At 70.3% G+C, this 19,060-nt stretch carries 9 protein-coding genes; 4 read left to right on the forward strand and 5 right to left on the reverse strand.

Annotated elements, in window-relative coordinates; all coding sequences use genetic code 11:
* The first annotated feature begins 365 nt into the window (after positions 1-365).
* Complete coding sequence (locus tag SSP29_RS34065) at positions 366-4,109, forward strand: GH92 family glycosyl hydrolase (protein WP_089104779.1); 3,744 nt, start codon at positions 366-368, stop codon at positions 4,107-4,109.
* Between the two features lie 58 nt (positions 4,110-4,167).
* Here the strand turns inward: SSP29_RS34065 and SSP29_RS34070 are convergent, their stop codons facing one another.
* The 3 genes from SSP29_RS34070 to SSP29_RS34080 form a co-directional block, all read right to left on the reverse strand.
* Positions 4,168-4,572, reverse strand: coding sequence for a hypothetical protein (locus SSP29_RS34070; protein ID WP_089104780.1), 405 nt, complete (start codon positions 4,570-4,572; stop codon positions 4,168-4,170).
* Positions 4,573-4,817: 245 nt separating this feature from the next.
* Positions 4,818-8,126 carry a GH92 family glycosyl hydrolase gene (locus tag SSP29_RS34075; RefSeq protein ID WP_089104731.1) on the reverse strand — a complete coding sequence of 1,103 codons (3,309 nt, stop codon included), beginning with the start codon at positions 8,124-8,126 and terminating at the stop codon, positions 4,818-4,820.
* 363 nt (positions 8,127-8,489) lie between these two features.
* Complete coding sequence (locus tag SSP29_RS34080; RefSeq protein WP_089104781.1) at positions 8,490-9,575, reverse strand: lytic polysaccharide monooxygenase auxiliary activity family 9 protein; 1,086 nt, start codon at positions 9,573-9,575, stop codon at positions 8,490-8,492.
* Between the two features lie 241 nt (positions 9,576-9,816).
* On the opposite strand from SSP29_RS34080, the gene SSP29_RS34085 reads away from it, so the two are divergent.
* Both SSP29_RS34085 and SSP29_RS34090 read left to right on the forward strand, forming a co-directional pair.
* On the forward strand, positions 9,817-10,365 hold the full coding sequence (locus SSP29_RS34085) for a hypothetical protein (protein WP_089104732.1): 549 nt from the start codon (positions 9,817-9,819) through the stop codon (positions 10,363-10,365).
* Positions 10,366-10,533: 168 nt separating this feature from the next.
* Positions 10,534-12,801 carry an NEW3 domain-containing protein gene (locus SSP29_RS34090; protein ID WP_245883352.1) on the forward strand — a complete coding sequence of 756 codons (2,268 nt, stop codon included), beginning with the start codon at positions 10,534-10,536 and terminating at the stop codon, positions 12,799-12,801.
* A 31-nt stretch (positions 12,802-12,832) separates the two neighbouring features.
* On the opposite strand, the gene SSP29_RS34095 is transcribed toward SSP29_RS34090, so the two are convergent.
* Together SSP29_RS34095 and SSP29_RS34100 are read right to left on the reverse strand one after the other, a co-directional pair.
* Positions 12,833-14,344 (reverse strand): HAMP domain-containing sensor histidine kinase, encoded by a 1,512-nt coding sequence (locus SSP29_RS34095; RefSeq protein WP_089104734.1) that lies wholly within the window; start codon positions 14,342-14,344, stop codon positions 12,833-12,835.
* Complete coding sequence (locus tag SSP29_RS34100; RefSeq protein WP_089104735.1) at positions 14,341-15,066, reverse strand: response regulator transcription factor; 726 nt, start codon at positions 15,064-15,066, stop codon at positions 14,341-14,343. Before SSP29_RS34100 ends, SSP29_RS34095 begins: the two co-directional genes overlap by 4 nt.
* 290 nt (positions 15,067-15,356) lie before the next feature.
* Between SSP29_RS34100 and SSP29_RS34105 the strand changes: the two genes are divergently transcribed.
* Entirely contained in the window at positions 15,357-19,040 is a 3,684-nt protein-coding gene (locus tag SSP29_RS34105; protein WP_089104736.1) for a S8 family serine peptidase, read from the forward strand.
* The last annotated feature ends 20 nt before the right edge of the window (positions 19,041-19,060 follow it).

Here is a 19,060-nt window from a genome sequence, read left to right on the forward strand (position 1 = left end):
CGGTCGGGTAGTGCTGGGTCGTGCAGGAAGTCATGCGGGAAACGCCGACAGGTATAGTCCACTTCCCGCCAGCGGGGCAAGATCGAATGCAAGGTTGGCCATGGGTCTTTTCCTAGTTGAGACCTGTCGGAAATATGAGCGATCTCTGTACGCCTTGCCGGAAAAAGAGCCGACATACACCCCTGAATGCCGCACCCAACACCCTTGACATCACGGGCCACTTGACCACCTACTGGTTCCTGCGCCAGCAGCTGACAACGTTGTCTCATGTGGCAGGGAGGGTACCCGTTGTGATGCAGCGGAGAACGCAGCGAAGAACAGGACACGGATCTGGTACGGCGGTCGTGATCGCGGCCGCCGTAGTCATGACCCTGGGCTCCCAGGGAGCCGCGGTCGCCCTGCCGGCGAAGGCACCGGCCGCCGCGACACAGTTCGCATCCTCGTTCGAGTCTGGCGATCCGTCACCGGACTGGACCGACACCGTGGATACCGACCCGAGCGGCGCCCCGCGCGCCTCCGGGGTGGACGGCGGCTACAGCACCGGCATCCCCGGCAATGTCACCGACCACGTGACCGACGTACGGGCGAGCGGCGAGAACACCGGCGCGGGCGAGGTGAAGGAGAACCTGGTCGACGGCGAGCCTGGCACCAAGTGGCTCACCTTCGAGCCCACCGGCTGGGCCGAGTTCGACTTCGACAAGCCCATCAAGCTGGTGACCTACGCCCTCACCTCGGCGAACGACTACGACGAGCGCGACCCCAAGGACTGGACCCTCCAGGGCTCGACGGACGGCAAGGACTGGAAGACCGTCGACACCCGGACCGGCGAAGCCTTCTCGGAGCGGTTCCAGACCAAGTCGTACGACCTCGCCGCGCCCGCCGAGTACCAGCACTTCCGGCTCGACGTCACGAAGAACAACGGCGCCTCCGACATCCTGCAGATCGCCGACGTGCAGTTCTCCACGGGCGGCAGCGGCGGGCCGGTGCCCCAGGACATGCTCTCGCTGGTCGACCGGGGCCCCAGCGGCTCACCGACGGCGAAGGCGCGAGCCGGCTTCACCGGGACCCACGCGCTTCGGTACGCGGGCCGGCACACGGCGAGCGGGCGGGCGTACTCGTACAACAAGGTCTTCGACGTGAACGTCAAGGTCGGCCGGGACACGCAGCTGGGCTACCGGATCTTCCCGTCCATGGCCGACGGCGACCTCGACTACGACGCCACCAATGTGGCGGTGGACCTGGCCTTCACGGACGGCACCTATCTGAGCGGCCTCGGGGCCGTCGACCAGCACGGGTTCGGGCTGTCGCCGCGCGCGCAGGGCGCGTCGAAGGCGCTGTACGTCAACCAGTGGAACAACGTCTCGTCGGTGATCGGTTCGGTCGCGGCCGGCAAGACCGTCGACCGGATCCTGGTGGGCTACGACTCCCCCGCCGGGCCGGCCAAGTTCCGCGGCTGGATCGACGACGTGTCGCTGAAGCCGGTGGCGCCCGAGAAGCCGAAGGCGCATCTGTCCGACTACGCGCTGACCACCCGCGGAACCAACTCCAGCGGCAGCTTCTCGCGCGGCAACGACTTCCCGGCCACGGCTCTGCCGCACGGCTTCAACTTCTGGACGCCGGTGACCAACGCGTCCTCGGAGAGCTGGCTGTACGAGTACGCGCGCGCGAACAACGACGCCAACCTGCCGACGATCCAGGCGTTCAGCGCGAGTCATGAGCCGAGCCCCTGGATGGGCGACCGGCAGACCTTCCAGATGATGCCGTCGGCCGCCTCCGGCACCCCGGACACCGGCCGGGACGCCCGCGAGCTGGCCTTCCGGCACGAGAACGAGACCGCGCGGCCGTACTACTACGGGGTCACGTTCGAGAACGGCCTCAAGGCCGAGATAACACCGACCGACCACGCGGCCGCGCTGCGCTTCACCTACCCGGGCGACGACGCGAGCGTGATCTTCGACAACGTCACCGAGCAGGCGGGCCTGACCCTCGACAAGGACCACGGCATCGTCACCGGCTACTCCGACGTCAAGTCGGGCCTGTCGACGGGTGCGACCCGCCTCTTCGTCTACGGCGTGTTCGACAAGCCGGTGACGGGCGGCGACTCCAGTGGGGTGAAGGGCTACCTGCGCTTCGACGCGGGCTCCGACCACACCGTCACGCTCCGCCTGGCCACCTCCCTCATCAGCGTCGACCAGGCCAAGGACAACCTGCGCCAGGAGATCCCGGACGGCACCTCCTTCGACACCGTGAAGGCGCAGGCCCGGAAGGTCTGGGACGGGCTGCTCGGCAAGGTGGAGGTGGAGGGCGCCACGGCCGACCAGCTGACCACCCTCTACTCCAGCATGTACCGGCTGTACCTGTACCCCAACTCCGGCTTCGAGAAAGTCGGTTCGACGTACCAGTACGCCTCCCCCTTCTCGCCGATGACCAGCCAGGACACCCCGACACACACCGGCGCGAAGATCGTGGACGGCAAGGTGTACGTCAACAACGGCTTCTGGGACACCTATCGCACGACCTGGCCGGCGTACTCACTGCTGACACCGAGTCAGGCCGGTGAGATGGTCGACGGGTTCGTGCAGCAGTACAAGGACGGCGGCTGGACCTCGCGCTGGTCCTCCCCCGGCTACGCCGACCTGATGACCGGCACCTCCTCGGACGTGGCGTTCGCGGACGCGTACGTCAAGGGCGTGCAGTTCGACGCGAAGTCGGCGTACGACGCGGCCCTGAAGAACGCCACGGTGGTCCCGCCCTCCTCGGGCGTCGGCCGCAAGGGCATGTCCACCTCCCCCTTCCTCGGCTACACCAGCGACGACACCCGCGAGGGCCTGTCCTGGGCGATGGAGGGATACGTCAACGACTACGGCATCGCCGAGATGGGCAAGGCGCTCTACGCGAAGACGGGCGAGAAGCGCTACAAGGAGGAGTCGGACTACTTCCTCAACCGCGCCCAGGACTACGTCGACCTCTTCGACTCCAAGGCCGGCTTCTTCCAGGGCAAGGACGCCCAGGGCGGCTGGCGGGTGGACTCGTCGGCGTACGACCCGCGCGTGTGGGGCTACGACTACACCGAGACCAACGGCTGGGGCTACGCCTTCACCGCCCCGCAGGACAGCCGGGGCCTCGCCAACCTGTACGGCGGCCGCTCCGGCCTCGCGGACAAGCTGGACGAGTTCTTCGCGACGCCCGAGACGGCCTCCCCCGACTTCGTCGGCTCGTACGGCGGGGTCATCCACGAGATGACCGAGGCCCGGGACGTCCGGATGGGCATGTACGGCCACTCCAACCAGGTCGCCCACCACGTCATCTACATGTACGACGCGGCCGGCGAGCCCTGGAAGGCGCAGGCCTACGTCCGTGAGGCGCTCTCCCGGCTCTACCTCGGCAGCGAGATCGGCCAGGGCTACCACGGCGACGAGGACAACGGCGAGCAGTCGGCCTGGTACCTCTTCTCGGCCCTCGGCTTCTACCCGCTGGTGATGGGCAGCGGCGACTACACGATCGGCTCCCCGCTGTTCAAGAAGGCGACGGTCCACCTGGAGAACGGCCACGACCTCGTGATCCGGGCGCCGAGGAACAGCGCGCAGAACGTCTACGTCCAGGGCGTCCGCGTCAACGGCCGTATCTGGACGTCGACTTCGCTGCCCCACTCCCTGATCTCCAAGGGCGGTGTCATCGACTTCACGATGGGCCCGAAGCCGTCGACGTGGGGCACCGGCAAGAACGCCGCCCCCGTCTCGATCACCCAGGACGACAAGGTCCCGACCCCGCGCGCGGACGTCCTGAAGGCCAACGGCGCCCTGTTCGACAACACCTCGGCGACCCAGGAGACGGTGACGTCGGTGGACCTGCCGGTGACCACGTCGGCCAAGGGCATCCAGTACACCCTCACCTCCCCGTCGGACCACACGAAGGCCCCGACGGGCTGGACACTCCAGGCGTCGACGGACGGCACCGACTGGCGGACCGTGGACCGGCGTTCCGGCGAGACCTTCGCCTGGGACCTCCAGACACGGGCGTTCACGATCCACAGCCCCGGGACGTACGCGCACTACCGGCTCGTCCTGGACGGTGAATCGACCCTGGCGGAGGTGGAGTTGCTGGCCTGAGACAGCGGCACGGGAAGGGGTGCGGGCCCGGAGACCACTTCGGGCCCGCCCCTGTTCCTCAGACCTCCGGGATCTCCCCGTCGAGCAGCGGCAGGACCCGCCGCAACGCCGCCGCGTGCTCATGGACCCGCTTCAGCATGGCGCGTCGGGTGGGCGCCGAGATCGGCACGTCCTGTGCCGGTCCGCAGCCGACGGCCACGTACAGGTCGTCGAGGCGGGCACCGCGCCCCCGAGTGCCGTCCGCCCCGACCGGGGTGAGCCGCGTCGACACCTCGGGCTCCCTGCCGCCGAAATAACGGAACTCGACCACCATGTCGGCACGCCGGAACTGCAGTCCGGTGCACCAGAGCAGCCTGTCGTCGACGGTCTCCGGCTCCGAGAAGCCCTCGCTCTGCGTCAGGAACGCGTAGGCGACGCGCGCTTCCGACCGGAAGTCCTCCGGCAGGTTCGGTCGCTTCCCCATAGGGCGATGGTCGCAAGCGTGCGGTGCCCCGGCCAGTGCGGAACCGGCCGGGGCACCGGGAACCCGGGGCCTAGGGCCTGTCTGACAATTCCCGTCGTCGCCCGGAGGGCGGCCTCGCGGCGTCAGGTGCGTGCTCTCGGCGTGCCGGGCGTAGGCCCTCGTACTGGACGTACTTGGGTCTGCGCCCGGTGCGGCGAGAGTGCGTGCATGGCGTCGCGAGGCAGACGGGAATTGTCAGACAGGCCCTAGCCGACCGCGAGGGTGAAGACGTGGAGGTCCGTGTCCTCGGGGAGCTTCACACTGCGCACGGTCTTGCCGTCCGGGGCCGTGAACGGCCTGGTCGCGAAGACGTAGGTCGCCACCGGGTCCTTGTCCGCGCCCGTGACATTGCGGTACGCGGTCCTCGCCACGATCTCGTTGCCGTACTGGACGGTTCCGCCGCCACCGCCGATGGTCCAGTCGGTGAAGGAGAGGTCGATCGTGTCGGTGGTGCCGTCGGTGTAGGTGACGGTCGCCCGGGCGGGCTGGTTGCCGTTGGTGGCGCTGCCGATGAAGGACAACCTGGCTGCGGGAGTGGGGAGTTCGAGGGTCTGGGCGGTGGCCGTCGCGTTGTCGGGGCGGCCTGCCGGGGCGTTCGGCCAGGTGTAGGTGAGGCCGTCGACGGTGCCCTGGCTGCCCGCGGTGAGGCCGGCCGCCGCGAGGGCCTGGCGGGAGTAGCTCCAGCCGCCGCCGTCGAAGTCGGCCTCGTCGTGGTCGCCGGAGTCGTCCGAGACACCGGTGTTGTCGTAGGCGGCGAGGAGGGTGCCCGGCGCGGCGACGGTGAGGGCGACCGGCTGGGCGTAGGAGGCGTTGGCGGAGGTCACCGTGACCCGCGCGTCGTAGTAGCCCTGCGGGGTGTCGGGGGCGGTGGTGAGGGTGATCTGCTGGGAGCCGTCGGTCATGGTGCCCTCGGCGGGGGTGGCCGTGACGCCGTCCGGGGTCTCGACGCGGAAGCGGACCTCCGGGCCGGTGCCGCCCGTCAGGGAGAGCGCACGGATGTCCACCTTCGCGCTGTCGCCGGGGGCGAGCGTCGCGGCCGTGGGACCGACGCCGATCTGGTACGGCTGCTCGCCCTGGCGGAAGGACGGGGGCGCGGAGGAGGTGCCCCAGGTGCGGTTCGGGGTGGTGGAGAGGGTGTAGTCGAGCCGGCCGCCGTCGCGGACGAAAGAGCTGTCGAGCCAAGGGCGGTCGCTGGTACGGCCGTTGACCTTCAGGGACTGGACGTACGGGGCGTTCGCGGCTGCTCCCTGGGCGTGGATCGAGATGTCGTTGCCGCCCGGGCGGTCGATCTCCACCCGCTCGAACAGGGGTGAGGCGAGGACGAGTTCGGCGCGGGAGGGGACCTGCGGGTACATGCCGAGCGCGGAGAAGACGTACCAGGAGGACATGGCGCCGAGGTCGTCGTTGCCGGGGATGCCGCCGGGCTGCGTCGACCAGAGCTGTGTCATCGCGGCGCGGACGGTCTCCTGCGTCTTGTAGGGGGCACCGGCGTAGTCGTACAGGTAGGGCACGTTGAGCGAGGGCTCGTTGTCCAGCTCGGACTTGTCGCCGCCGCTGCCGGTGAAGGCCCAGCCGCCGTCGCTGTCGTGGAAGAAGGCGTCGAGGCGGGCGAGGGCCCGGTCGGTGCCGCCCATCGCGGCGAAGAGCCCGGCCGGGTTGTGCTGGACCATCCAGGTGTACTGGGCGGCGGTGCCCTCCACGAACCCGTTGCCGGTGCCCGGGGTGAACCCGGTGACCCAGCTGCCGTCGGCCTTGCGGTTGGCGATGTAGCCGCCGGTGGGGTCGGCGGCGATGTCGAAGTTGTTCTGCCACCACTGGGAGCGGTCGGCGAAGGTCTCGGCGGTGTTCTTCTCCCCTGCTGCCGCCGCGAGCTGGGAGAGGGAGAAGTCGGCGGTGGACATCTCCAGGGTCTCGGCGGCGCCGCCCCAGGCGTTGGACACGGACGGCATGTAGTGGTCGGCCAGGTACTTGTCCAGGGACGGGCGTTGGCCGAGCGACAGTACCGGTTTGCCGGCCGCCGACAGGTCCTGGGCCGTCGGGACCGTCGCCGCCTTCACCAGGGAGTCCAGCGCCCCCTTCAGGTCGAAGCCGGTGCCGCCGAAGGCACGGATGCCGGCGAGGGCGGTCGGCGACGGGTCGCCGTTCATGACGTGGGTGCCGCTCGCCCCGTGCAGCCAGCGGTCCCAGACCCCGCCGTTCTGCCGGGCGAGTTCGTAGAGCGACTGGGCGACGTCCGAGCCGGTGCGGGGGTCGAGGAGGGTGAGCAGTTGTACCTGGTCGCGGTAGACGTCCCAGCCGGAGAAGGTGCCGTACTGCGCCCGGTGGCCGCGGGCGAGCCGGTGGACCTTGTCGTCGCTGCCCCGGTAGCGGCCGTCGGCGTCGCTGATGACGTTGGGGTGGAAGAGGGAGTGGTAGAGCGCGGTGTAGAAGGTGGTGCGGTCGGCGTCGGTGCCGCCGCCGACGCGGATGGCGTCGAGGCGGTCGCGCCAGGCGCGGTGGGCCGCGTCGCGGACGGCGTCGAAGGAGCGTCGCGGCGGGTTCTCCGCCCTCAAATTGGCCTCGGCGGCGGCCCGGCTGACGTACGAGATACCGACCTTGACGTTCACCGGGCCGGAGCCGGGCGCGAACTGCACGTATCCGCCGGCCCCCTTGCCGGCGACGGGCCGCCCGCCGTTCGCCGAGAAGCCGCCGGTGCCGCCGGAGGCGGTCGTCGATCCCGGGTTCAGCCTGTCGTCCTGCCAGGTGCCGGTGGCGGTGAAGGCGCGGTCGAAGTGGGCGGTGAAGTAGAGGGTGTAGTAGGAGCGTTGGCCCTCGGGGTCGAGATAGCCGCAGAAGTCCCCGGAGGTGACCGAGCCCGAGACCGTGCGGCTCTCCGGGTCGATGGAGACCGTCGAATCGGCGGAGCCCACCTCGGAGTTGGCGGTGCGGATCAGCAGGGAGGCGGGCTTGTCGGCCGGGTAGGTGAAGCGGGCCGAGCCGGTGCGGGTGGTCGCGGTGAGGTCGGCGGTGACGCCGGAGGCGAGGCCCACCTGGTAGTGGCCGGGCTCGGCGGTCTCGTCGGCGTGGCTGAAGTCGGAGGCGTAGACGGCGTCCTTGGTGTCGCCCGCCGGGGACGAGGTGACCTCGCCGGCGTACGGGAAGAACGGGATGTCGCCGCTGCCGCCCGCGCAGCCGGTGCCGGACATGTGGGTCAGGCTGAAGCCGCGGATGCGGGTGGCGTCGTACTGGTAGCCGCCGGGTGCGGCCGTTCTCGTCGCGTCGCCTCTGGTGTTCTCCGGGCTCCAGGAGAGCATGCCGAACGGCACGACGGCGCCCGGGAAGGTGTCGCCGCCGTTCCTGCTGCCGATCAGCGGATCGACGTACGCCGTGGGGTCCTTGACCAGTTCGGGGGGTGTGCTCGCGGTCGCCGCGAGGGCGGGGGATGGGGGTCCCCCCGCGCGAGCGAAGCCGAGCGTGGGGGAGCCGCCGGCCGCGAGTACTGCGGCCAGCAGCAGGGACATGGGTCGGAAACGCATGACGCGGCCCTTCCTCCTCCGGACGGGTCGCGCACCACAGGTCGCACAAGCCGCAGGGACAGTAACGTGCGCCACCGGTACCACGGAAGACCGCGCATGCCTCGGAGGGCACCGGCCGGGTTCACCCGGTCGAGCGACCCGAAATGCCTTGACATCGTTGTCGGTTGAGACGGTAAAGTCATGTACAGACCATGAGACAACGTTGTCGCTCGTCACAGCGCCGACACAAGCCGCACAGCAAGCCGCACAAGAGGCACTTCGAGCAACTCCCACCCGGACAGGCCTACCCACCCCCCCTCGCCTGCCCGGCTCGCGGACCCGGTGCGCACCGGCACCGGGTCCGCCCAGAGCGGAGCGCGTACGTCAACCGACCTGACACGGCAGGCCGGTTGCACTGCCCCCGCCGTCGCCCTGGACGACGTAACCGAACGTCGTGCTCTGCCCGGGACTGAGCGCGCCGTTCCAGTCGGCGTTGTGGACCATCACGTCCTGTCCGCTGTAAGTGGCGTTGCCGTTCCAGAGGCCGGCCACCGACTGGCCGCCGGGAAGCGTCCAGTCGACCATCCAGCCGAGCATCGCCACATCACCGCTGTTGGTGACGGTGACCTGGGACTGGTAGCCGCCGGGCCAGCTGTTGGTCGTGGTCCGGGTGGCGGTGCAGGTGCCGGGCGGGGGTTCGGTGGGGTTGCCCGGGTCGTGGATGCCGGTGACCTCGCCGTTGCCGCCGTCGAAGACGACGTCCGAGCAGGAGTAGAAGGTCTCCGTGCTGTCCGAGCGCTGCCACACCACGTAGATGATGTGCCGCCCGGTCTTGTTCGCCGGAAGCTGTCCGGTCCAGGAGTAGTTGGCCTCGACCGTGCCCGGGGTGCCGTTGAGCGGCGGGTGGTCGACGGTCAGGAACGGCGTGTCCTCCATGTCGTCCCAGGTGAGCGGCTGGGTGGGGTCGTAGCCGTCCTTGGTCACGTAGACGTAGAACCAACCCGGGTGCGCCGCCCAGGCGTTGTAGGAGAAGTCGATGGTGGCGCCGGAGGTCAGATGCGTGACCGGCCAGTCGTCGCGGGGCAGGTCGAAGCCCGTGAAGTTGGGGTTGCCGCCGCTGCACAGCTGCCCGTCGGGCACGAAGCCGCGGGTGCGGCCGGCGCCGTCCGAGCGGAGCACGGAGAACCAGTTGTAGAACGGCGTGGTCCCGCCGACCTGCTGGGCCGCCTTGCAGGCCGGGTTGACGGGCTTGATCTCCCCGGTGTCCGTGAGCGCGTCCTGCCAGCACAGGAAGGTACGGCTGCCGGGCTTCATCGGGGTGCCGTGCGCCTGGGCCGGGGCGCCGGCGGCCAGGATCAGGGCGAGGGCGGGGACGGTGGCGAGCAGGGCGAGGAGAGCGAGGAAGAGGGCCCGGCCCCGGGTGGGGAGGGGTAATCGGGGCGGGCGGTACGGAGAGCGTGTGCTTGTCATGGGCATGACAGATCTACCTCTGTGTGGGGTGAACGGTCGTGCGCGGGTCACGGAGACGAACGCGGGGTGGAAGCAGGCCCGACGCGCCGGCGGGTTCCGGTCCGCCGGTGCATATGGGAGCGCTCCCACCCCACTCCCCTGTGAAGCTAGCGCGGACGGGGGCGGCTGTAAACGGCGGACGGCCGACGAAGTGGGGCCTGCGGCAGGACCGTTCGGAAGCCGAACCTCGTACGATCCCGCCATGATCGCAGCCGCAGTCACGATCGCCCTCGCCTTCGCCGGATACATGGCCACCTACCTCAACGGCCTGCGGCTGGCGCAGCGGCAGGAGCGGCTTGCTCGGGTGAATCGGCAACTCAGCGAGTTCTACGGGCCGCTGTTCGCGCTGACGGAGGCCAACAGCCGTACCTTCGCCGCGTTCCTGGCGCGGCACGCCCGGCCCGGCGGCACCTCGCCCTTCAGCGACACGACTCCGCCCAGCGAGGAGGAACTGGCCGACTGGCGGCTCTGGGTGACGACCGTGTTCCTGCCTGTCCTGCGGGAGATGCGCGGGCTGGTGGTCGGGCGGGCGGATCTGCTTCGGGAACCGGAGATGCCGTCGCTGCTGCTGGAGCTGTGCGCACACACGGCGGGATACGAGATCACCGTGGCGCGCTGGGCACAGGGCGACTTCTCGGACCATCTGTCGCTCGTGCCGTTCCCCAGCGAGGAGCTGGCCGCATACGCCCGCCGGGGCTTCGGCGAACTGAAGCGGGAGCAGGCGCGGCTGCTGGGCAGCCAGCGGCCATAGCAGGCCCACAGCCTTGACTCATTTTTGGCCAACCGCGCTATGTGGTGACTGGCGTTCGGTCATGTTCACTTGACGCGGCCATGGGGTTGGTTCTTGACGGTTTCTGAGTCATCGGCCTTCCGATACCGACCGTCGCGCTGTCAGGGCGCTGCGATGGAGGAAGAACTCATGAGAAGACAGATACGCGGGGCAATGGCCGCGTTCGCCGGAGCGCTGCTGCTCACGATGGGAATCACCGCGGGCGGCGGACAGTCCGCGCAGGCCGATGACAACGGTGTCGGGCTCAAGCCCGTGCTCGGGTGGAGCAGTTGGAGCTTCGTCCGGCGCAATCCGACCGCGCAGACCATCGAGGCACAGGCGAAGGCGCTCAAGACCAGCGGCCTGGCGAAGAACGGTTTCGTCTACGCCAACGTCGACGACTTCTGGTACCAGTGCCCGGGCAGCCAGGGGCCGGACGTCGACCAGTACGGCCGCTGGGTCACCGACCCCGCCAAGTTCCCGCCCCGCGGTGGCGAGAACGGCGTCCAGGTCGTCGCCGACCATGTCCACTCTCTCGGGCTGAAGTTCGGGCTGTATGTCACTCCGGGCATCTCCCAGCAGGCGGTCGCGCAGAACACCGCGATCGAGGGAACCCCGTACCACGCCCGGGACATCGCCACCTCGACGACGGAGAACAACTACAACTGCGGCGGCATGGTGGGCATCGACTACACCAAGCCCGGCGCGCAGGCCTTCATCGACTCCTGGGCCGGTCAGTTCGCCGGCTGGGGCATCGACTATCTGAAGATCGACGGCGTCGGCACCCCCGACCAGCAGGACGTGCAGGCCTGGTCGGACGCTCTGAAGCACACCGGGCGACCCATCCATCTGGAACTGTCCAACAACCTGGACATCAACAACGCGGCCACCTGGTCCAAGCTGTCCAACGGCTGGCGCACCGGCGGCGACATCGAGTGCTACTGCGGGCCGGACGGCAGCAGTTACCCGCTCACCACCTGGGCCTCGGTCGCCTCACGGTTCGACCAGGTCGCCGCGTGGGCCCCGTACGGCGGCCCCGGCGGGTACAACGACTACGACTCCCTGGAGATCGGCAACGGCGACCACAACGGCCTGACCCCGGACGAGCGCAGGACGCAGATGAGCCTGTGGTCGCTGGCCGCCTCCCCGCTGGTCCTCGGCACCGACCTCACCCACCTGGACTCCGCCGACCTCGCCCTGCTGAAGAACACCGACGTGCTCGCGGTCGACCAGGACGGCATCGACGCCGAGCGGATCTCCGCGGACCCGGAGTCCCAGGTGTTCGCCAAGACCGAGCCCGACGGGGACGCCGTGGTCGGCCTGTTCAACACCGGTTCGGCTCCCCGCGAGGTCGCCACGACCGCGGCCGCGCTGGGCCTGCCCGCGGCGCGCGACTACGCCCTGCGGGATCTGTGGAACGACCGGGTGACCGAGTCCGCGGGCCGGATCGCCGCGAACGTCCCGCCGCACGGCGTGGTCCTGTACCGGGTGCACGGCTCCCGCCACACGGTGGCCGGCGCGGCTCCGGACGTCTCGCTGGCGCTGGACTGGGCACCCGCGTCGAGCGACAGCACCACGCGTACCGTGACCGCGGTCCTGTCCGACAACGGGTCGCGGCCGATCACCGACACCGGCCTGACCCTCACCGGGCCGTCCGGCACGAAGATCACCAAGCATTCACCGACGTCGGCCCGGACGATCCGGGGCGGCCACGCGCTGAAGGCCACCTACTCCGTCTCCATCCCGCCCTCGGCGGAGCTCTTCGCCTCCGGCGACTTCCAGGGAACGGCCACCTACCGCTTCCGGTCGGACGGGAGGACCAGGCTCACCGCCGGTGACACCATCACCGTCAACCACCAGGTGACGGCCCCGTACCGGACGTTCGCCTCCACCACGGCGAGCTTCAGCGAGTCCGGCAGCCGGCTCGGCGTCCGCGCCCAGGGCGCCGACCTGTACAACGGCACCAACGAGTACGGCACGGTCTATCTGCCGGGGGCCGAGCACGACGGTTCCGTGACCACCGTGAAGCTCGACTCCCAGTCGAACACGAGCGTCTGGGCGAAGGCCGGGATCATGGTCCGCAACGACATCACCCAGCCCGACACCTCCGCCGGCTATCTGGCCCTGGTCGCGACCCCCGCCAACGGCTACCTCCTCGACTGGGACAGCGACGGCGACGGCAAGCTGGACTCCCAGGACTCCACCGGCTCCGCCACCTACCCGTCGTGGCTGAAGCTGGTCCGTGACGGCACCACGTACAGCGGCTACTACTCCACCGACGACGCCACCTGGAACCTGGTCGGCACCATCACCGTCCCGACCGCCGCGGCCACCCAGGACGTCGGCCTCACCCAGACCTCGCACGCCTCGGGCACCACCGGCGAGGCCGACTTCGACTCGTTCACGACCACTCCCTAGCGATCCGGCCGGCCGCCCGCACGGTGCTCTGCTACACGGGTGCCGTGCGGGCGCTGATCGCCGTTCCGGTCGGCGGGAGTTCGGTGACCGGGAGTTCCAGGGTGAACTCCGTGCGGCCCGGGGCGCTCTCCACGTCGATGCGGCCGCCGTGGGCCGCCGTGATGGCCGAGGCGATCGCGAGGCCCAGGCCCGAGCCGCCCTCCAGGACGCCGGCGCGGGTGCGGGAGGTGTCGGCCCGGGTGAAGCGTTCGAAGACGGTCGGGAGGAGGGCGGGCGGGATGCCGGGGCCGTCGTCGCGGACCCGGATCACGCAGGTGGTCGGGGTGATTTCGACCGAGGCGGTCACGGTGGTGCCGACGGGGGTGTGGACCCGCGCGTTGGCCAGCAGGTTGGCCACCACCTGGTGCAGGCGGGCCTCGTCGCCGAGCACCAGCGACGGGCCGTCGAAGTCGAGTTCGAGCTGCCAGACGTGCCCGGCGCCGGCCGCCCGCGCGTCCCACACGGCCTCAGCGACCAGTGCGGCCATGTCCACCTCGGCGGCCTGCAGCGGGCGGCCCTCGTCGAGACGGGCCAGCAGCAGCAGGTCCTCCACCAGGCTGCGCATCCGCGCCGACTCGGCGTTGACGCGGCGCCAGGCCAGGCCGGGCTCGATACGGTCCGTGCCGCGGTTCATCAGCTCGGCGTACCCGGCGATCGAGGCGAGCGGGGTGCGCAGTTCGTGGCTGGCGTCGGCGAGGAAGCGCCGCATGCGCTCCTCGCTCCGGCGCACCTGTTCCTCGCTGCGCTGGCGTTCCGCCAGGGACGCCTCGACGTGGTCGATCATCCGGTTGAGGGCGGCGCCGACCTGGCCGGCCTCGCTGCCGGGGTCGGTGTCCCGTTCGGGCACCCGGGTCAGGCCGGTCACCTGGCCCCGGCCCAGGGGTGCGCGGGAGACCTCGACGGCGGTGGCGGCGACCCGGCCGAGGGGGCGCAGCTGCCGTCGTATCACCACCGCGCACACGCAGCCCGCGACCGTGAGACCGACGCCGGCGACCACGGTCTCGACCTCCACCAGGCCGCTGATGGTGTCCAGGACGTCGTCCATGGGGAGCCCTGCCAGGACGCGGACACCGCTCGCGTTCAGGGCGGTGACCCGGTAGGTGCCCAGGCCGGGAACCTGGCGGGTGTGGGTGGAGCCGTCCTGTGCGAGGCCCTTGAGGGCGCTGGTCTGGGCGGTGCTGAGGGAACGCGGGGGCGCGTCCTGGCTGACGACGGCCGCGTTGATGATGTCGCCCTCGGCGTCCAGGCGGGCGGCGAGCATGCCGGCCGGGTGGCCGCTCTCGTTGAGGAAGGTCAGGTCGCGGGTGAGGTCCGGGTGCAGGGCGGCGCCGCCGACGCCGCGCTCGGCCGCGTCGCTCACCTGGTTGTCCAGGTTGCCCATCAGATAGGCGCGTTGGGCGAACACCGTGGTCAGGGCCATCGCGGCGCACACGCAGACCAGGACGGCGGTGATGAAGACGAGCAGTCGCGTGCGCAGCGACCGGCTCCGCAGCCGGGCGGTCATCTGCTCTCCTCCACGGGCCGGACGACGTAGCCCATACCGCGCACGGTGTGGATCATCGGCGCCCGGCCCCGGTCGATCTTGCGGCGCAGGCTGGAGATGTAGACCTCGACGAGGTTGCCGCCCCCGTCGAAGGAGGTGCTCCAGACGTGGTCGAGGATCTGGGCCTTGCTGAGCACCTGGCGCGGATGGTCCAGAAGCAGGCTGAGCAGGTCGAACTCCTTGGCGGTGAGCCTGATCGGGGTGCCGGCCCGCTGCACCTCGCGGGACTCGCCGGTGAGCACCAGGTCGCCGAGGACCCGTACCGAGTCGTCGGCGGGCGGCTGTTCGGTGCCGGCCCGGCGCAGGAGTCCGCGCAGCCGCAGCACGACCTCCTCCAGGGAGAAGGGCTTGGTGACGTAGTCGTCGGCCCCGGCCTCCAGGCCGTCGATGCGGTGTTCGATGGCGTCGCGGGCGGTGAGCATCAGGACGGGCAGCCTCGGCATCTCGTAGCGGAGTCTGCGCAGCACCTGAAGGCCGTCGAGGTCGGGCAGCATCCCGTCGAGCACCACCGCGTGCGGGGCGCAGCCGCGGGCCAGCCGCAGGGCGGTCTGTCCGTCGAGCGCGGGGTAGGGGCGCCAGCCCGCGTCGGCGACGGCGGCGGAGAGCAGCTCGGTGAGACCGGGCTCGTCGTCGACGATCAGGACGCGGACTCGGCCGGTTCGGGCCGCTGCGGTTGCAGACATGTAGCAAGTCTGTGCCGGTCTCCTGGGGGAATGCTGTGTTCCCGCTGAGCCGAAGCCGTGGGACAGGACGGGCGCGGGGGCCGGAATGCGGACTCGGCGACCGGGGGCGACCGGCCGCGGCCGGGTCCGCCGGGTGGAGCGTTTGCGCCAACTCTTTTGACCGAAGCGGGCATTGGCACGCTCCGGCCACCGTGTTCCCTTGAGCCGCCGCCGACCCGGCGCCCACTCTGATCTCTGGCTTCCGCTTACCGGGCGGAAGCGTTTCCACGTTCAGGGGAGGACGTCCACCCATGCGAAGACTCCACGCCCTGTGGGCCGTGGCAGGAGCGGCCGGACTGCTCGCGGGGGCTGTCATGCCCGCGACAGCCGCGCCGGGGTCCCCGGTCACCACACCCGTCACACCCCTCACGGGTCCGAGCACCAACGCCCCACCGCAGACCGTCACCCTCATCACCGGCGACACCGTGACCCTAACCGTCGGACCGGACGGCAAGAACGCCGTCGACGTCCGGCGCGGCAAGGGCCGTGAGGCCGCCACCTTCCTGTCGAGCGAGAAGAACGGCGAGATCAGCGTCCTGCCGGCGGACGCCATCCCGCTGATCAAGGCCGGCCGCCTCGACCCGGCTCTGTTCAACGTCTCCCAGCTGGTCGCACAGGGGTACACGGACGCGAGGACCGGCAGCACCCCGGTCATCGCGACGTACACCAAGGGCGCCGAGACCCCCGAGGGCACGCGCCGGACGCTGGCGCTGCCCGGGATCGACGGCGCGGCGCTCAGCGCGCGGAAGTCGACCGCGTTCTGGTCGGACATCGCCCCGCCGCTGGGCACCCGGCCGACCGCGAAGGCCGCGAAGCAGCTCGGTGACGGCATCGACAAGATCTGGCTCGACGCCAAGGTGAAGGCGTCCCTCGACGTGAGCGTGCCGCAGATCGGCGCGCCCGAGGTGTGGCAGGCGGGCTACGACGGCACGGGCGTCAAGGTCGCGGTCCTGGACACCGGCGTGGACCTCGGGCACCCGGACCTGGCCGGGAAGATCGCCGGCTCGGAGAGCTTCGTACCGGACGAGACCGTGCAGGACGGCTTCGGGCACGGCACCCATGTGGCGTCCACGATCGTCGGCTCGGGCGCGGCCTCGGGCGGCCGGTACAAGGGGGTCGCGCCGGGCGCCCAGCTGCTGGTCGGCAAGGTGCTGGACAACACGGGCAGTGGCCAGTCCTCCTGGATCATCGCGGGCATGGAGTGGGCGGCGCACTCCGGTGCGAAGATCGTCTCGATGTCCCTGGGCGGTACGGCGTCCGGCCCCTCGGACGTGCTCAGCGAGACCGTCGACGACCTGTCCGCGGCCACCGGCACGCTGTTCGTGATCGCGGCGGGCAACGCGGGGCCGGGCGAGCAGACCGTGGGCACCCCGGGTATCGCGGACTCCGCGCTGACGGTGGGCGCGGTCGACAAGTCGGACCAGCTGGCCTCGTTCTCCAGCCGGGGTCCACGCCTCGGCGACTTCGCGGTGAAGCCGGAGATCACCGCGCCGGGCGTGAACATCACGGCGGCCCGCGCCGCGGGCACCAGCATGCCTGGTGGTACGCCGGTCGACGACTACTACACGACGGCGAGCGGCACCTCGATGGCGACCCCGCATGTCGCGGGCACGGCGGCGCTGGTCGCCGAGGCGCATCCGGACTGGACGGGCGAGCAGATCAAGGAGGCCCTCGCCAGTACCGCGAAGACGAATCCCGACGACTCCGTGTTCGAGCAGGGCGACGGCCGGGTCGACGCGGTACGGGCCGTCGAGCAGGACGTCTTCGCGACCCCGACACTGAGCTTCGGCAGGTTCGAGGACGGTGACACCGGGGCCGTCAGCAAGGACATCACCTACACCAACACCACCGACAACGCGGTGGAGTTGAAGCTCTCGTCGTCGCTCGCCGACCTCACGCTGGGCGCGGGCACCCTGACCGTGCCCGCGCACGGCACCGCCTCGGTTCCGGTCGGCGTCGACCCAGCGCAGGAAGCCCAGGGCCGGTACTCGGGCCATGTCACGGCGACCGCCGACGGCATCCAGGTCACCACGGGCGTCGGCTTCGAGAAGGCGCCGAAGACGTACAACCTCAAGGTCTCCCTCGTGGACCGCGAGGGGAACCCGTCCACCGGGGCGTCGATCTACACGCTCCAGGAGCTGAACGGCGCCTACCCCGACGAGTACGGCTTCATCGGCACCGGCTGGACCTGGCAGGTACCGGCCGGCACCTACTCCGTCGCGACCTGGATCCCGGACCGGGACGCGGGCGGCCTGGCCGTCGGCACCTCGGTCGTCGGCAACCCCGAGATCAAGGTCGACGGGGACACCGCGGTCGTCCTCGACGCCCGCAAGGCGGTGGAGATCAAACCGAAGACCAAGCAGGACTCCGAGTTCCGGGGCTTCAGCACCAGCTGGCACCGCGCGGGGCCGGGCAGCGCCTGGGGGCTCACCTACAGCCAGGGCTTCTGGACCACGCACGTCTATGTGGCACCGACCCAGCAGGTCACCGTGGGCACCCTGGACTTCTACGCCAAGTTCCGCCTGTACGCGAAGGAGCTGACGGCGAGCGTCACCAGCCCGGAGAAGACCGCGCTGTCCTCGCTCTACTACTCGCAGACGTACAACGACTTCCCGTTGAAGATCAGCGGTGATCACAAGGTCCAGGCGGTGGACGCGGGCGGCGGTACCGAGGCCGACTTCGCGGGGCTCGACGTCAAGGGCAAGGTGGCGTTCGTCGGGCTCGGCGCCACGGAGCGGGCGCAGACCGCCCTGGACAACGCGACCAAGGCCGGGGCGGGTTACCTCATCGCGTACCGCAAGACACCCGGATTCTGGATCGAGGCCGTGGACCGCGCGACCAGCGTCCCGCTGATGATCGCCACCGGCGAGGAGGGCGCCGAGCTCGCCGGCCTGCTGAAGACCGGCAAGAAGGTCACCCTGAAGCTGAGCGGTACGCCGGTCAGTCCGTACGTCTACAACCTGCTCGCCGCGCAGAGCGGCGCCATCACCGCGAACCAGACCTACACCCTGGACAAGTCCGACACCGTGCAGCGGAAGGCCCGTTACTACGGGGCCACGGCCGGCGAGATGGGCGCGGACACCCTGTACACCTTCCGCCCCTGGCAGCTCTTCGGCGTCGAGACCAGCGTCTACACGCAGCTGGGCACGGAACGCGACGAGTACTACTACGTCGACCCCGACACCCGTACCTGGCACGTCGTCTATCCGAAGTGGGACACGCTCAAGGGCGAGTGGAGCCCGCTGCGGACCTTCGGCGAACCGGGCAGGGAGCCCGCCGAGGACTGGCTGCGCCAGGTCGTCCGGCCGGGCAGCAGCGCGGAGTACGGCCTCTCCGTGCGCGACGGAGACAAACTCACCTTCCGGGTGCCGGAGTTGACCGACTCCACGCCGGGCCACTACGGAGCCGTCGACGGCACCGACAACACCGCGAAGGGCAAGCTCTACGCGGACGGGCAGCTGGTCGGCGACTCGACGCTCGGCGGGTACGGCACCTTCGACGTGGCGGCGGACCCGGCCGCGTACCGCTTCGAACTGGACGTGCAGCGCAGGGCGGCCTGGGCCAGGTACTCGACGAGCACGCACACCGAGTGGACCTTCTCCTCGGCGCACACCGACACGAAGACGGCGCTGCCGCTGCTCACGGTCGGTATCGCCCCGAAGCGTCTCGACCTCCTCAACCGGGCCGACAGCGGGCGTGAGGTGGAGGTCCGGCTGCCGGTCGCGAACCAGCTGGGGAGTGTGAAGGCGAGCACTCTGAAGGCCTGGGTCTCCTACGACGACGGCACCTCATGGAAGGAAGTGGAAGTCAAGGGCGGCAAGGCGCGGTTCAAGCCCGCGAAGGGCGCCGAGACGGTGTCGCTGCGGGTACTGGCCACCGACCGGGACGGCAACGGGATCGACCAGACCGTGCTGCGGGCGTTCGGCCTGAAGTGAGCGACGGCCCGAGCCACTGT

Source organism: Streptomyces hyaluromycini (assembly GCF_002217755.1).
Lineage (GTDB): Bacteria > Actinomycetota > Actinomycetes > Streptomycetales > Streptomycetaceae > Streptomyces > Streptomyces hyaluromycini.